The 16098-nt window shown below is 61.6% G+C and carries 12 protein-coding genes; 6 read left to right on the forward strand and 6 right to left on the reverse strand.

Annotated features, from left to right (window positions below; all coding sequences use genetic code 11):
• Nucleotides 1–593: 593 nt before the first annotated feature.
• Together WA157_RS18445 and WA157_RS18450 are read right to left on the reverse strand one after the other, a co-directional pair.
• Nucleotides 594–1094: a LapA family protein gene (locus tag WA157_RS18445; RefSeq protein WP_422622366.1), complete on the reverse strand. Its 501-nt coding sequence runs from the start codon at nt 1092–1094 to the stop codon at nt 594–596.
• 130 nt (nt 1095–1224) lie between these two features.
• Nucleotides 1225–2583 (reverse strand): acetate kinase, encoded by a 1359-nt coding sequence (locus WA157_RS18450; protein ID WP_422622367.1) that lies wholly within the window; start codon nt 2581–2583, stop codon nt 1225–1227.
• Nucleotides 2584–2849: 266 nt separating this feature from the next.
• On the opposite strand from WA157_RS18450, the gene WA157_RS18455 reads away from it, so the two are divergent.
• The 5 genes from WA157_RS18455 (at nt 2850) to WA157_RS18475 (ending at nt 8348) form a co-directional block, all read left to right on the forward strand.
• Complete coding sequence (locus WA157_RS18455) at nt 2850–4202, forward strand: sigma 54-interacting transcriptional regulator (RefSeq protein ID WP_422622368.1); 1353 nt, start codon at nt 2850–2852, stop codon at nt 4200–4202.
• Nucleotides 4203–4608: 406 nt separating this feature from the next.
• Nucleotides 4609–6615, forward strand: coding sequence for a hypothetical protein (locus tag WA157_RS18460; RefSeq protein ID WP_422622369.1), 2007 nt, complete (start codon nt 4609–4611; stop codon nt 6613–6615).
• Between the two features lie 108 nt (nt 6616–6723).
• Entirely contained in the window at nt 6724–7119 is a 396-nt protein-coding gene (locus tag WA157_RS18465; RefSeq protein ID WP_422622370.1) for a hypothetical protein, read from the forward strand.
• A gap of 3 nt (nt 7120–7122) precedes the next feature.
• The gene (locus WA157_RS18470; protein WP_422622371.1) at nt 7123–7806 is read left to right on the forward strand and encodes a C39 family peptidase; all 684 of its coding nucleotides are present in this window, start codon (nt 7123–7125) and stop codon (nt 7804–7806) included.
• A 14-nt stretch (nt 7807–7820) separates the two neighbouring features.
• Complete coding sequence (locus WA157_RS18475; RefSeq protein ID WP_422622372.1) at nt 7821–8348, forward strand: hypothetical protein; 528 nt, start codon at nt 7821–7823, stop codon at nt 8346–8348.
• 141 nt (nt 8349–8489) lie between these two features.
• Here the strand turns inward: WA157_RS18475 and WA157_RS18480 are convergent, their stop codons facing one another.
• Together WA157_RS18480 and WA157_RS18485 are read right to left on the reverse strand one after the other, a co-directional pair.
• Nucleotides 8490–9695, reverse strand: a complete 1206-nt coding sequence (locus tag WA157_RS18480; protein ID WP_422622373.1) for an FAD-dependent monooxygenase — start codon at nt 9693–9695, stop codon at nt 8490–8492.
• 12 nt (nt 9696–9707) lie between these two features.
• Complete coding sequence (locus WA157_RS18485; protein ID WP_422622374.1) at nt 9708–10490, reverse strand: SDR family oxidoreductase; 783 nt, start codon at nt 10488–10490, stop codon at nt 9708–9710.
• 154 nt (nt 10491–10644) lie between these two features.
• Here WA157_RS18485 and WA157_RS18490 point away from each other — a divergent pair, with 154 nt between their 5' ends.
• On the forward strand, nt 10645–11535 hold the full coding sequence (locus WA157_RS18490) for a dienelactone hydrolase family protein (protein ID WP_422622375.1): 891 nt from the start codon (nt 10645–10647) through the stop codon (nt 11533–11535).
• A 28-nt stretch (nt 11536–11563) separates the two neighbouring features.
• Here the strand turns inward: WA157_RS18490 and WA157_RS18495 are convergent, their stop codons facing one another.
• Both WA157_RS18495 and WA157_RS18500 read right to left on the reverse strand, forming a co-directional pair.
• The gene (locus WA157_RS18495; RefSeq protein ID WP_422622376.1) at nt 11564–13402 is read right to left on the reverse strand and encodes a chorismate-binding protein; all 1839 of its coding nucleotides are present in this window, start codon (nt 13400–13402) and stop codon (nt 11564–11566) included.
• Nucleotides 13403–13570: 168 nt separating this feature from the next.
• Nucleotides 13571–15991, reverse strand: a complete 2421-nt coding sequence (locus tag WA157_RS18500; RefSeq protein WP_422622377.1) for a Lon protease family protein — start codon at nt 15989–15991, stop codon at nt 13571–13573.
• Between the last annotated feature and the right edge of the window lie 107 nt (nt 15992–16098).

The following is a 16098-nucleotide window of genomic DNA, read 5'->3' on the forward strand; positions in this document are numbered from 1 at the left end:
CCTGTATGCATAAGCTGCTCACGATCATCAATGCCATCATTAAATCCGGCCAGCCTTGGCAGGCTGACTATGGTTATCCACGATCTGTTCAGGCATAAAAACGTTTAAAAATGCTTGACTTGAAACACAGTTGCTCTCCCCCAACCCCTCTCCGCCCCCGCCGGGGCGGAAAGGGGAGCTAATAGCCACATTTGGCCGCGTTTTTTTAGGTGGGAAAACTGGTAATCGACTGCGCGCTGACCTCCAAGTGCGGCCATGGTGTTGACGGGCCGTAATGAGTGGCAGCCACTTTGAGGCCAGCGTGCCTCTGATCGGTTATTTCCCACCGAAAAAGACGCGGCCAAATGTGGCGGTTGGCTCCTCTTTCTCGCCCGGCGGGGCGAGAGAGAGGCGGGGGTGAGAGAGTGGGGACAAGAAGGTCAAAAACTCAAACCCAACCCCGTCAAGGCAACTGCAACTGCAACTGCCAAAGGATTGCGCGACAGGCGAACCTGTGATCGAGCGCCAGGAATTACGGTGCGGCACTCACCCGAGCCGTCCCTGTGAGAAATCAGAATTTAATCGGCGGTCACCAAGTTTGGACCGACCAACAGTCAAGCCAGCAAGTTGTGGGTCACGTCCTTGTTACCCTTGTCCAACCGGTCTTCCAGCTCGCCCAGGGCAGCGGCCAATGAATTGCCTGACTGCTCAACAACCAGGCGCAAGGTGGCCTCCATCTGATCGATCCGGGTCAGCACCGCGGCACGCGAGTGTGCATCCTGATCCAGTTGTTTTTTGAGTTCGAGTTCCAGAAAGCTGCGCAGCTCGGTAAACCGCGACGCCTCGGCCTGGTCTGCCAGTTTGCGGTTGCTCTGCAGTTCTTTGGCATGTTGGCGCGCGTCAAACAGCACCGTGGTCTGCAGGTACAACACAAACACCAGGAACAGCCCGGTGACAAAAACCAGCAGCCCGAGCATCACCAGGCCCAGCGGCGCCTGCACGTCAGCCAGCCCCAGCGACAGCGTGGTCGGGGCCATGAACGCTGTCCGGTTGAGTGCGGCAAAACCAACCACCAAGGTCAGAACAAGGAGCAAAAACAGGGTACGGATTTTCATGATGGCAGACTTTCTTGGGTGGATCGCTCGCCGACCGGCGGCACGATCAATGGTAATTGATCTCCTGGCGAGGCTGCTGCCAACAGGTAACTGCAGGTACCACCGCGTTGCTGCGCCCTGTGCCACCTGTTCAAAACGTCATCGGCAGCCGCACGGTCAGAGAGACATCGGGCGTGTCGGTCGTGAGGCCGGCCCCAACCGCCACACTCAAAGAGGTGGTTTTGCTAAGGCGGTAGGAATAGCCGAGCAGCAAGGTGCCCAACTGCGTGCGGACCGAGCCGGGCACGACCTCGCCATTGTGTCTGGTCCGGCCCACCGAGCTGTGGTCATAGCCGAGACTGAAAGATGACTTTTCGTTCAACGCCAGCCCCATGCCAAAGTTAAAGCCGATGATGGGGCCGGGTGAAATCGTTCCCAGGAACTCTTTCTCACCGTTGAGCACAGTACGACTGACGTTATCGCGCGCAAAGTTGTGAAGGTAGGTGACGCTGCCGAAAAACACCGCCGGATCGGACGGGTACAACATGGTCAGGCCCGCTTGCAGGGAATAAAACCCGGAGCCGGTCGGCAAGTCAAGCGGCAAGCCGGTGCCCGTGGTGTTGCCAACACAGCGCGTTTGGCAATCGGTGACGACGTCAAATGGATCGGTGCCGGTACGGGTTTTCAAGCGCAAGGTTCCCACATAGAACGGCTTGTCAATGCCACCATCGTTCAATTGGTAGCGCGCGCCCAACTCAAGGTCACCCATGTGCATGCCGTTGGCCGAGAACACACTCTCGGTGGCAGATCCTTCAAAGATTTCTCGACTGACCGTGGCGTCGCTTCGATAAACATAGGGCGCCCGAAGCTCCAGTTCAAGCCGTCGGCTCACACCCAAGCGCGCCGACAGCGCCGCCGTGACGGTATTGCGCTTGACTTCGCGCACGTCAATCAGCCCGATCAACAACGCCGGAATAATGGTGTAGCCCACCAAGGCAACCCGGTTGCTTGAAGAGTATCCATACTGCAATGAGGGTTCCAGCACATAGTGACCCGGCTGTGTAAGCACACCCGGTTGCTCGAACAGGGGCGCCACCTCGGGCGGACGTCCTTCAGTGGCCGGTGACTGTCCAACCGGCACGGGATCCTTCGGCTGTGCCTGGGCCAATCGCAGCGGCTCACCCGCTGTTCCAGTGCCGCGTTGCGAGGCCAGAACATTCCAACTGGCGGTGCCCCGAAGCTCATCCAGCGCCACCTGCTGTTGTGCCACCTGGCGTTCCAGAGACTGCAGCAGGCCACGTTGCTCAAAATATTGCTGCCGAAATGATTCGAGGTCCGCCAGCAGTCTTCTTTGCTCGGCCAGTTCCTGACTCAGGGCTTCCAGGCGCGCCTGCATCGCCTGCCACTGCGGCCCACTGCGCGTGGAGGATTGCGCATGCACCGTGCTGCCCAGCAGCAATACAACCGCGCAAGCCACTGCGCTGATCGCGGGAAATTTCAAATGTGCCATGACTCATTTCTCCGGGTGAGCGAAACAACAAGATACACAAAGACCCCAGCAAGCGGCCAAGTGTTGGAGAAGCGCGGGCAATCGATGTTGCGAATAATCAAGCACCGCAAATTGCCCTGGCGCCAGTGTTCGACGTGACAAATATCAAACCAGGCAAGGCCGGTGTTGCTTAGGATGAAATGAGATTCATTGCAACGCCCGCTTCTTAATCCGGAGTAAGGATCTTGCATGGCCAGAAAACAAGAGACAAGCCAAGGGAATTTCAGATGTCGCCCAGAACGTTGTTGAGCATCACCTTGGGAGATCAGCAGCTCCTGAGCACCCCCGCCGAGCTGTTGTCGTCCTGGGCGATCTTTGCCGTCAATGACCTGGCGGCTGCCCGCGAGGCGCTGGCCCGGCATCTCTATCCGGTCGGACTCTTGTTGCTCAACAACACCCGCGACGCTGATGTCATTGAAGTCGATGCGCTGCTTGAGGCCCATCAGAGCACCCAGTGGGTCGGGGTTTTCCCGGCCGAGATGATCAAGCGCCCCTCCTACCGGGCGCTGATTGTGCAACACCTGTTTGACTTTCATACCTGGCCGATTGACCCCGCCCGGCTCAATCACACCCTGGGTCATGCCTTCGGCTATGCTGAACTTGACGGCCCGCCCGCCATGGCCAACACGGGCAAGCTCGACATGGCGCTATTGGGCCAAAGCGCGGCCATGCAACATTTACGCAAGCAAATTGGCAAAGTCGCCCAAACCAACGCCCCGGTGCTGATCTGGGGCGAGAGTGGCAGCGGAAAAGAGCTAACGGCGCGGGCGATTCACAATCACTCCCCAAGGGCCGGCGGGCCATTCATTGCGGTCAATTGCGGCGCCATGCCCGCCAGCCTGATCCAGTCAGAACTGTTCGGCTATGTGCGTGGCGCATTCACAGGTGCCGCCAAAGAAAAGCAGGGCCTGATCGAGTCTGCTGCGGGCGGCACACTATTCCTGGACGAGGTCGGTGACTTGCCGCTTGACCTGCAAACGAATTTGCTTCGCTTCCTGCAGGAACGCACCATCACGCGGGTGGGTGCATCGCACAGCATTGAAGTCGACACGCGGGTCATTGCCGCATCCCACATGCGTCTTGAAGGGCTGGTCAAAGCAGGACAGTTCCGCGAGGACCTGCTTTACCGGCTGAACGTGCTGCCCCTGACCGTGCCCGCCTTGCGGGAACGAAAAGACGATCTGGCACTGCTGACCAGCCACTTTTTCAAAGTGTTTGCCCAGGACAAAAAACCCCGTCTCACCGGTTTCAGCAACCGGGCCATGCTGGCCATCACGGCGCACGACTGGCCGGGCAATGTGCGTGAACTCATCAACCGCATCCGGCGGGCGATGGTGATGTCCGAGGGGCGCCTGATAACGCCCGAAGACCTTGATCTGAAATTGCCGAATGGCCCCAATGGATCGAATGGGCAGCACAGCGGTGAAGCGCTGGAGGAAGCCCGCCTGCGCGCCGAGCGCGACGCCATTCACGTCTGTCTGCAAGACAACGGCAGCAACATCAGCCGTGCAGCTCGCGATCTGGGCATCTCCCGCATGACACTGTACCGATTGATGGGGAAGCACGGCATCACGCCCTGAATCCGACCCGTCATTGACCCAGGCAGCCGACCTTGATGCGTCGGGTGCCTCAAGACTGTGACACCTTTCGCCATTTGTTCTGCCATGGCGCGCGGTGGTCAGGGCCATTGAAAATCAAGGCCACTTTCAGTCGTCTTTGCGATATATCAAATGCCGACTTGCCGGGCGTCAAACAAGTTGTCACAAGCCTGATACAGATCTCATCCGCGTGAATGAGATTTCATCTTTTTTTTGCTTGCAAATGTCTTGTTTTGCAACGCAAATTTCATTTCTTTTCGATATAAATCAACTACTTACGTTCTTGACGATCTATCGGGCATCGAATTTGCGTATTGGCTTCCGGATTGGCGTGTTTTCTGCGCCGAGCCAACCAAACTTCATTCAGAAATTTTTTTAAGGAAATACCATGAAAAAGACTTTATTGGCGTCGGCAATCGCGCTTGCTTTTGGTTTGTCAGGCCAGGTGATGGCGAATCCGAACAACAACAACAGCGCTGATCTGGCCGACAACAACAACCAGACTGCAACGGCAAATTCGGACCAGTCTGCCAGTACCGGCGCGGCTGCCAATGAGTACTCCAGCGCGAACCAGAACTCACATAACGACAGCAGCAACAACTCGGACAACCGGGTCGACAACAGAAATCAAGCTGACAATCGAAACCAGGCTGACAACAGCAACAACTCCGACAACCGGGTCGACAACCGGAACCAGTCCGATCGGAACAACAACAAGAGCGTTGGCGACAACCGTGACAACCAGGGTATGGCCCATGCCGATGGAACCGGCACAGCGGCCGCCAACAACGGTTCAACGGCTACTGCCAACTTCAGCAATTCCTTCAATAACAGCAAGGCCATTGCCAAGGTTCAGCTGAACGGCACCGTAGGCGGCAACACCATCTATGGCATCGGCAACCAGGTCAACAACAGCGGCACAGCCAACGGCGCTAAAGGCGGCGCTGGCGGCAATGGCTACGGCGGTACCGCTGGCAACGGAACCGGTGGCAACGGCGGTGCAGGCGGCGATGGCGGCAACGGTGGCAACGGCGGCAGCGCCAACGCGACCAATGGCAGCGCCACTGCCGGCGCAGCCAGCAACGGCAGCGCCACGAACGGCGGCGCCGCAGCTGGCAATGGCGGTGATGGCGGCCTCGCCAAGAATGCCCGAGGTGCCAATGGTGGCGGCGCCACGGCCTACGGCGGCGACGCCCATAACATGACCGACCAGAAGGCATCGGGTTCTGCATCGAGCGCCAATGCCAAGGGCGGTTCCTCGATGGCTGCGGATATGACCAAGACCGGCTCGGCCTTCAACGCTTCCATGGCCAAGGGTGGCTCATCCGCCGCGTTCGATGCCAACAAGGGTGGCTCGTCCGCCGCGCTGGATGCCAACAAGGGCGGCTCGTCGGCTGCGATAGATTTGACCAAGGGCGGCTCGGCAGGCGCGCTTGATGCGTCTCTCGGCGGTCTTGCAGCTTCCGGGCAGTTGGGTGGTACCGGTGGTGCTGACGCCAACAGCGGCACAGCGGCCGGCCCGGCCACATCTTCCAACAGTGCAGCCGGTGGGGCCGGCGGTGCAGCGGCGTCTGATCCTGCTGCACCAGGCGGAGCTGGCGGCGCGGCCTCCAACGATACATCCACAACGGCAAGCACAGCAACCGGCGCAGCCGGCGGGACTCCGACCACCGGCTCGAACACCCAAACCGGAACCAACACTGGCGGTGCAGCCACAGGTACAGCAACCTCAACAGCAGGCGCTGGCACCGGCACGGCAACATCCACCGCCGGGGCAGCCACCGGATCGGCAACATCTGGCGGTGGAGCAGCCACCGGATCGGCAAGCTCCAACGGTGGCGCCGGCACCACTGGCGCATCCACAGCTTCTAGCGGTGCCGCTACCGGTACCGCCACATCGGCTGGGGGCGCAGGTACTGGCGGCACGGCCAGCAGCACGGGCGGCACAGCCACCAGTACAGCCACTGCGACAGGTGCCGGTGGCACGGCCAATGGCGGCGCTGGTGGCACGGCCAGCAATGCAGGTGGTGCGGGCGCGGCGGGCGGCGCAGCCTCCAACGGCAGCGCGACCAACGGCGGCGCGTCGACCACTGCTTCCAACGGTAGCGCAAGCGGCGGTACTGCCCAAGGCGCGACGGGTGCGGTCGGTGCGACCGGTGGCGCGGGTGGCGTCGGCAACGGCGGTGTTGGTGGCGTCGGCAACGGCGCGGTTGGCGGTGCTGGCGGCAACGGCGGCAATCTCAACCTGAACGCAGGCACCTTCAACATGTACAACGCGATGAGCAGTGTTGGCCAGTCGGCAGCCGGCATCATGGTTGCTGCGCAAAACAGCGGCTTGGCTGCGCTGGTGCAGCAAAGCGTGAATGTGCAGGCTAACCTGGCTGTAGGCAAGTAAGCGTCTGGGCCGGTCGTTGGGTGAAATTCGTTTCACCCAATGACCGGTGCTTTCGTTGTTGACACGAGTTGCCCACGGCGCGGCAACCAAAACAACATGGAGGATGAGATGCGATCCATTATTTTTTTCGCCAGGGCCACACTTGCCGTGGCGTTGAGTTCGTCAGGCTGGGCCCTGGCCACTGACATCCATGTGGATGAGGCGCCGCCGGCGGCACAAGCCGCGACCGAAATTCCACCAGCTGGGACAGAAGTTCCAGGACTTGGGACACCAATGGCCGGCGCCCAATTGGACGGCTATCGTGGCGGCTTTGATGTGGTCAAGAATGACATGCAGTTGAGTGGCGCGGTCACCAACAATTCAGCGGTGGATGTATTGAGCGGCAGCAACTTCATTGCCGACGGCTCGTTTGCCAACGCAAGTGGCATGCCGATGGTGGTGCAAAACTCGGGATCGAACGTGTTGATCCAGAACGCCACCATCATCAACGTGCAGATGCAATAAGCCATGCGCGCCGCACTTGCCTGGGTTGTTGCGGCAGTCGCCGCCACTTGCGCACCGGCGCAGGCTGACACGCTGGAATTGGCTGGCATTGGAGGCCGCTACGCGGTCCATGTCACCAGCCTGAAAGAGGCTCGCTTCAAGGCCACCACGCGCCAGCAGTACGACTTTAGCTGTGGCTCGGCAGCGGTGGCAACCCTGCTCTCCCACCACTACGGCTACCCGGTGACGGAGCAGTCTGTGTTCGAAGAAATGTTTGCGCGCGGCGACCAGGCAAAAATCCGCCAGGAGGGCTTTTCCCTGCTGGATATGAAAGCCTACTTGAACGCCCACCAATTTCAGGCCGATGGCTTTGAGTTGCCATTGGCCAAACTGCTTGAGGCGGGCCTGCCGGCCATTGTCCTGATTTCTGACAATGGGTATCACCATTTTGTCGTGGTCAAGGGCATGCGAGACGGCCGGATATTGATCGGCGACCCCTCCAGCGGCACGCGGGCGGTTTCCCGCGCCAATTTTGAATCCATCTGGGTCAACAAGCTGCTGTTTGTGATTCACAACAAACAGGCACAGGCGAAATTCAACGACGAGGCCGACTGGCTGGTGGCACCCAAAGCGCCCCTGACGGCAGGGGTCAGTCTGGACAGTCTAGCCAACGTCACATTGGGCAAATTTGGCCCGGGCGACTATTAGTGGATGACGCCATCATGAAACACTTGCGCGCAAAGCTGATCAGCAAATGCCTGGTGCTTCTGGCCGGCAGCGCGTGCCTTGGCATCGGGCTGGCAGCTGAAGCAAAACAAGCGTTTCGGCCAGATGAATGGGTTGCCGTCAGCGACCAACAACTCGACACCCAGCGTGGCGGGTTTGATGCCGGCTCAGGGCTGGCCGTGTCTTTCGGGATCATCAGAACCGTCATGGTCAACGGTGATCTGGTCAGCAGGACCAGCTTCAATTTGCCTGATGTGACCCAGATCACGCCTGAACAAGCCAGGATTGCCAGCGCCGCCATTGCCGATTCGGGTCTGGTGCAAATCGGCCCCAACAACTTTGTCGCGGCCGGCGTCAGGTCGGACCTGGCAACCGGAACGCTGATCCAGAACAGCCTCAGTGACCAGCAGATACAAACACTCACCGTCATCAACACCGGTGTCAACAGCCTGGGGCTGCTCAAGGCACTCAATACGCAGACCGTCTTGAATGACGCGCTGCTGGGCGCGATGGGCAGTCGCTGAGGCGGTGCCATGGCGGGGCTTTGATTGCAGGCGCACAGCAGTCTCGTTGGACCACTTCAACCGATCTCCAGCAAATATATACAAAACAAGACTGCAGCCCCCGTCAATACTACGTAACTAGCTATAATTAACATAGCACTTCTATGATTGCACGCCGCCATACAACCAAGGCAAGTCCAGCAGCGACTCACCCAGCAGCTTCATGGCAGCATCGCGGCCCCAGCGCATGGGCCCGGTGGCATGAAATATTTTCCCATTACGGATTGCGCGCGCCTGCACCCGGGCGTTGCGTTGCCAGCGGCGCCGGGCGTACTGGTTTAGCAAGGCGGGCAGGTCGCGCGACAGCGCCACCGGCTGGGTCGCGCCATCTCGTGTCAGCACCCGGCCCAACTCAGCCGCGTCTTCCAGGGCCATGCCCGCACCCTGCGCCAGATAGGGCAGCATGGGGTGCGCTGCATCACCCAGCAGCGCCACCCGCCCCTGCGCCTGCTCGTGGGCGCCGCGCATGGGCAAGCGGATGCTTAAGGGCCATAGCCGCCACTGTTCAATGGCATGAATCAAATCCTGCACGGGCGCGCAGGTGGCAGCCATGTGGCGTTGCAGCTCGCTGGCATTGGCGCTGTGGTCCCAGCTCTCGATCTCTCCCACCGTGCGGCCCTGCACGATGGCCACCACGTTGAGCCAGTCGCCCCGGCGCACGGGGTACTGCACCACATGCAGCCGAGGCCCCAGCCAGGCGGTGACTTGCTGCGAGCGCAAGCGCTCAGGCAAGCTGCTTTGCGGCACCAGCGCGCGATAGGCCAGGTGCCCGGTGGCAAGCGGCTTGCCATCGTGGAGCAACTGCTGGCGCACCGTGCTCCACAGGCCATCGGCGCCTACCAACAGCTCACCCTGCGCCTCGCGGCCATCGGCCATCCGCAGCGTCACGCCATCGTCATGCTGCACAAAACCAGCCGCCGCACTGCCCACATAGAGCCGCACCCCTGTCTGCGACTGCAAGGCAGTGAGCAGCAAAGCATGCAGATCAGCCCGGTGAATCGTCGCATAGGGAAAGCCATAACGCGCCTGCGCCACCGACCCCAGCGTCAATACGCCCAACTCAGCGCCCGAGGTCGCGCTGCGCACCTGCAGGCGAGCCGGAAAGGCGGCCACGCTGGCCAGCGCGTCCTTTAAACCCCAGGCATGGAGCACCGCCGTCACATTGGGGCCCAGTTGAATACCGGCCCCGACCTCGGAAAACTCAGCGGCACGCTCAAACAAGTCAACTTCCACGCCTGCGCGCACGCAAGCCAGCGCAGCGGCCAAACCACCGATGCCACCGCCAACAATCAATGCTTTTTCAGTCATGCGGGTCAGCCTTCATCTCAGTTTTGCAATGACAGACGTCGGCAACACGGCCATGACTCTGGCCACCACGCTCCAGGGCCAGCGCGGCACGGTGGCCTGTTCGACCTGGCGCTCAATCAAATCCACCAGCAATTTGCCGCCGCGTTCGACCCCGATCACAAACGGGCGGCTTTTCGCGCCGCGGTTGATCGGCGTGTCAATAAAACCCGGCGACAGCGTGGTGACAACAATCGGGCTGCTGTGCGTCTCCGCCCGCAGCGACTCCAGATAGGTCGTGACTGCGGCCTTGGATGCCCCATAAACGCCCCCGGCGGGCATGCCGCGAAAGGCCGCCACCGAGCTGATGCCGACCAGATGACCGTGACCCTGTTCCTTGAAATGAAACATGGCCGCGTCCACCGTGGCCATGAAGCCGATGACGTTGGTGTTGATGGTGTCGCGCACCCGCTCAAACGGCAGTTTGCCGATGGTGCCGTGGTGACCAATACCCGCATTGGCCACCACGATGTCGAGCGAACCCAAATGCGCGCGGGCCTGGGAAAACACCTGGGCCACCGCCGCCTCGTCGGTCACGTCCAGTGTCGCCACAAATACCGCTTTGCCACCCTCGGCTTGCAGCTCGGTTTGCAACGCCATGAGCACATCCAGGCGGCGGGCGGTGAGCGCCATCCGGTAGCCGCGCCGGGAGAATTCGATCGCCATCTGGCGCCCGAGGCCGGACGAGGCGCCGGTGATGAACACGCTTTTTGCGGCGCCCTGCGGGTCAGGCTTGCCATCGCGTTTTTGATGCGTCATTGGGTATCCGCCGCTGAGTGGCGCCATGGAGAGAAAACCAGGCGATTGTGCATGGCTTTGCAGGAACTTTAACCCCACGAGCTGTCCGTCTTTTACGCATGGCTTGCGAGCATCCAGCGCTGCCGCTATCCTGCAATTTTTTTGGAGCCTGCTCATGAAACGCCTGACAGCACAAGACTTTGACCAGGAACTGCTGATTTTGTTTGATGCCTATGTGCACGGCACCATTGACCGGCGCGGCTTTCTGGAAGGGGCGCAGAAGTTTGCGGTAGCGGGCATGACCGCAGGCATGCTGCTCGCTGCGCTGAGCCCGAATTTTGCGCAGGCACAGCAAGTGGCTCCAGACGACAAACGGCTCAAAACCGAACGCGTGCAGTACCCCTCGCCTGCGGGCTACGGCACGGTCCAGGGCTACCTGGCGCGCCCGGCCAATGCCAGCGGCCCACTGCCTGCCATCCTGGTGGTGCATGAAAATCGCGGCCTCAATCCGCATATCGAGGACATCGCGCGGCGCCTGGCTTTGGGCGGCTTCATGGCCTTGGCGCCGGACGCGCTGACGCCGCTGGGCGGCTACCCGGGCGATGAAGACAAGGCACGCGAACTGTTTGCCAAGCTCGATCAAAACAAAACCCGCGAGGATTTTTTGGCTGGCGCGCGCTACCTGAAAAGCCGCGCCGACTGCAACGGCAAACTCGGTACCGTGGGTTTTTGCTGGGGCGGCGGCGTGGCGCATGTGCTGTCCACCCACCTGCCCGAGCTGGATGCGGCCGTGACTTTCTATGGCAACCATCCGCCCGCCGAAGACGCTGCCAAAGTCAAAGCCCCGCTGCTGCTTCACTTTGCCGGTACCGACGAACGTATCAATGCCTCCTGGCCCGCGTATGAAGCCGCACTCAAGGCCGCCGGGGTGCACTACACAGCCTATCAGTACCCCGGCACCCAGCATGGCTTCAACAACGACACCACACCGCGTTTTGACGCCGCCAGCGCCACACTGGCCTGGCAACGCACCATGGCGTTTTTCGACAAGAACTTGCGGGGCTAAGTGGCCAATCCCGTGCCCAGCCTGGAGCTCACGCCACCAGCCGCGCCACCAACCAGCCGCGCACACTGTTGAAGAACGCCACTTCGTCGGCTCGTTGCAAGTCAGCCAGCGTCAAGACCTCCTCGCTCAAATCACCCCGTGCCAGCAAGTCAGCACGGTAAGTGCCGGCCAGCAGTCCGCAGTGCAAGGCGGGGGTGCGCCAGCGCCCCGCTATCTTGAGCGCCAGATTGCCGCGGGTGAACTCGGTCAACTCGCCGCGCTCGTTGCGCATCAAGGTGTCGAATACGCCCGGCGCGCTGCGCAGCCGGGTTTCGTAATGCTGGCGGCGCGTGGTCTTGTGGGCCACGAACTCGTGCTCGCGGCCCATCGATTCGAGGGCCTGCGCGCTCAGGTTGAAAAACACGGGCTGCGGGCTCGGCTGCAGATCGAAGGCCTGAGCCTGGACCTGACCTTCAGAAGAACAAGTCAGCCGCACCCGATACACGCCCTGCTCGCGCCCGCCAAGCAACTGACCCAGACAGGCCTGCACGTCAGCGGGCCGCCACTCAAAGCCGAAGTAGGCAGCGCTGCCCGCCATGCGCGCCAGATGTTGTTCCAGCAGCCAGTAGTGCCCCGCTTCGAGACGCAGGGTCTCCAACAACTCGAAGCGCTGCGCAGCGCGCGCCAGAAAGCGCGTCTTGGCAGCCAGCTCGCGCCACTCGGCCAGCGGCTCGGCATAAAAGGTAACGGCGCTGCCAACACCAAAGTGACCGTGCCATGCCGGTGCGCCCGGCGCGACCGATTCACGCTGCAGCGCGACGGTTCGAATCGGCACGTTGAAAGTCGCCGCGCCACCGGGGCGCACCACCCCCACGGCACCGCAGTAGACGCCACGCGGCCCACGCTCCAGCGCAGCAATCCAGTGCATGGCGCGCGCCTTGGGCGCGCCGGTCACCGAGCCGCATGGGAACATCGCCGCAAACAATTCGGGCAAACCAACACCAGGGCGCGTGCGCGCGCAAACGGTTGAAGTCATTTGCCACACCGTGGGCAAGGCCTGCACCGCAAACAGCCTGGACACCTGCACACTGCCGGGCTGGGCGATACGCCCCATGTCGTTGCGCAGCAGATCCACAATCATCACGTTTTCGGCCTGCTCTTTGGCGCTCGCGCGCAGTTGCGAGCAGGCTTGCGCGTCGAGTTGGGGGTCGGCGTGGCGGGGCGCGGTGCCCTTCATCGGCTGGCAGGTCAACACGCCCTCTGCACCGTCGGGCCGCCAATCAAAAAACAGTTCGGGCGACAGGCTCAGTACCTGCTGTTCGCCCCAGTCGAGCCAGGCCTGATAGCCGCCGGGTTGGGCTGTGCGCAGCCGCTCGAACCAAGCCGCGATGTCGCGGGTATCGGCCGCTGGCCACTGCGCCCGCAGCGCCTCAGTCAGATTGACCTGATAACACTCGCCATCCGCCATCGCTTGGCGCGCGCGCTCGAAGCGTGTGGCGTAGTCCGCGAAGTCGCTCGCCAAGGTCCACTCCGGTATCGGATGTGGCGCAGCACCCGCACCGGGTGCGACCGGCGGTGGTGACGCAGTTGGCGACTCTGGACGCGGGCGGTCAAACACGGCAAATCGGGCCAGAGGCCAACCTGGGCGCGCCGGCTGCGTGACGAGTGCGGAATCGAAGGCGCTGGCCGCCTCATACGCCAGCTCGCCCACACACCAGCGCCCGGCCCGGGCCTGTTGCTGAACCTGTTGCAGCACGGCTGGCACCTCGTGAAGCTGCCAGGCGGTGAGCACTTGCAAGGGGGATTCAAAGCGGGCGCTCCAGCGAGCCGACTGCACGCTGCCCGGCGCGGCCGGCAAACTTGCCGGGAAATCGATAAAAGCCCGCACGCCCACACTCCCAGGCTGTTTGAAAGGAGCTGGATCATAGCCCGAAGCCATCCATGTTTTACCTCTGTCGGCTCACTGAACCCGCCGATTGCCAACAGCCCAACCACCGTGGACGCGCGTGGATCCGACTCGGGCGGCGACGGCCAGATGACGTCCGTCAGAGCGGCATCAGCGCGACTTCCTGTGCGGCAGCCTCGGGTGGTCGGCCAACTGGCAGGCCCGGCGGTAGCCTTGCAGGGTCTTCTGGGCATGGCCCAACACAGTGTCTTGCGCGTAGCCGCTCGCGCCCATGGGCATGCCTGAGGAGTAGCCGGTGAGCAGCTCAATGCCTTCGCTGGCATATTCGGCGGTGTAGATGTGAAACAGGCCCTGCGACACCGCCTCGACCAGTTCGCGTTCCAGCATCAGGTGGCGCCGGTTGCGCTGCGGAATCAGCACCCCTTGTTGGCCATCGAGCCCGGCCTTTTGGCAGGTCCGGAAGTAACCTTCAATTTTCTCGTTGATGCCCCCCACCGGCAAGACTTCCCCATGCTGGTTGACCGCACCGGTGACGGCAATACCCTGCTTGAGCGGCAGGCCGGAGAGCGACGACAGCACCGCATAGAGCTCGGCGCAAGATGCCGAATCCCCCTCGATACCGTGGTACTCCTGCTCAAACACGATGGAGGCATTCAGCGCCAACGGCGCTATGTGGGCGAACAGCGCCGACAGGTAGCTGTGCAGTATCAGCACGCCTTTGTCGTGGATGGGGCCGGACATTTCCACCTCGCGCTCAATGTTGAGCAAGCCCTCATTGCCGGCATAGGTGCGCGCCGTCACCCGCACCGGAAGGCCAAAGCGGTAATCGCCCAGGTCGATTTGCGACAGGCCGTTGAGCTGGCCGATCTTCTCGCCATGCAAGGTGATCAGCCACTCACCCTCGGTGATAGCTTCCTGCATACGCTGGTCCGGATAGTCATGGCGCAACTTGCGCGCCTGCAAGGCAGCCTCAACGTCGACGGCCTCAACCCGCGTGCCCGCGCGCATGCGGCAGACAGTGGCGCTTTCCATGACCAGGGCCTCGGTGCGGGCAAAGATGGCACTCTGGCGCAACTGGTCGTCCACCTCACGGTGCGAATCCTCCAGCAGACGCGCCACCGCTGGGGCCGAAAAATGGGGCAAGCCCAAGCGGGCCGCGGTGTGGGCCACAAACACGGCTGAGGCGCCATAGGTTTGGGCATTGGCCAGAAAGCTCTCGGCAAAATCCACCTTGACCCGAAAACGGCGGGCAAACTCCGGGTCGGCCTCCTGCAATTCGTAGTACTGCTCAGTCGAGCCAATCAGCACAATCTTGACCTCCACGTCCACCGCCTCGGGCTCCAGTGACACGGCGGCCATCGGCGAGAGCATCGGGCCGGGTTCTTCGATCTGCAAACGGCCGCTGCGCGTGAAGCGCCGCAGCTTCTCCCACATCCATTCATCGGTCAACAAGTCGCGCAGGTGCAGCATCATGAAACCACCATGCGCCTTGAGCAGACTGCCAGCGCGGATGCGGGAAAAATCGGTCACCAGCACATCTTCGTCGGGCTGGTATTCGATGCTGCCAAACAGGGAGCGAAACGAGGGGTTGTTCTCGATGATCACCGGCGCACCCACCAGCCCTTCGTTGTCCACCAGCAGGTTCACCCGGTAACGGGACAAAACGTCGACCAGTTCTTCCTGGCGCAGTTCATCATCCTCGTCCGACACCTGGAACAGCTCCAGGTTGTCCAGCACATCCTTGATCACCTGCTCCAGGTAGTCTGAGAGCTTGATGGCGTCCTTGATCTGCTTGTTCAAGCCCAGACGGATTTCCTGCACTTCGCGGTCCAGCAGCGGGCGGGCGACCTGACGCCGCAGGGCAGCCAGGCCTTCATTCATGACGCGCTCTATCGGGCGGGTCTTGTCCAGAAAGCGGGTGATTTCCTCGCGCAATTCCTGCTCGGCCTGGTCAATCCGGGCGCGCCGCTCTTTCGGCAGCGAACGCGCCTCGCTCTCGGTCAGTGCCGTGCCTTTGTCGCCCAGCAGGGTGAACACCAAATGTCCATTCTCCCGGTACAGGGCAAAGCTGCGGGCCTCGGCAAAGGCGTCGAGTTCGGCATAGGCCTTGGCCTGTTCGACCTTGTAGGTCTTTTCAATGTGCTTGCTCTCGGCCTTGAAGTCGGGGCCATCCAGGCGCTGGGGAATCTCTTTTTGCAGGGTTTTGCACATTTGGGCCATGAACTGGCGCAGCAAACGTCCCTGCCCCGGTGGCAGGCGCAGTGCACGGGGCTTGTCCGGCGCATCGAAGTTATGCAGGTAGCACAAGTCGGGCGGCACCGCCCGATGAGCCGCCATCTCCTGCATCACCTGGCGCAACAAGGTGGAGCGCCCGCTGCCGACCTCACCCAGAACAAACAGGTTGTAGTCGGGCTGTTCCATGCCAAGGCCGAAGCGCGCGGCGATTTCGGCGCGCTCCTGCCCGATCCAGGGCAGCGGGAGCTGCAGTAACTCGGAGGTATCAGAGAACCCGAGGGACTCAGGGGCGACCGTGATGCGAAGCACATCGGGCGGCAGGCTGGAAATGGCCATTTTTTGTTATTCCTTGGACAGGTTTCAGACGATTTCTGGAGAACAGTGTTGTCCAGTTTTGCACAGTTGGCAAGATGGAGTTTTGCAGGGCTCCCACTTGTCATTCA

Source organism: Rhodoferax ferrireducens (assembly GCF_049302455.1).
Lineage (GTDB): Bacteria > Pseudomonadota > Gammaproteobacteria > Burkholderiales > Burkholderiaceae_C > Rhodoferax > Rhodoferax ferrireducens_B.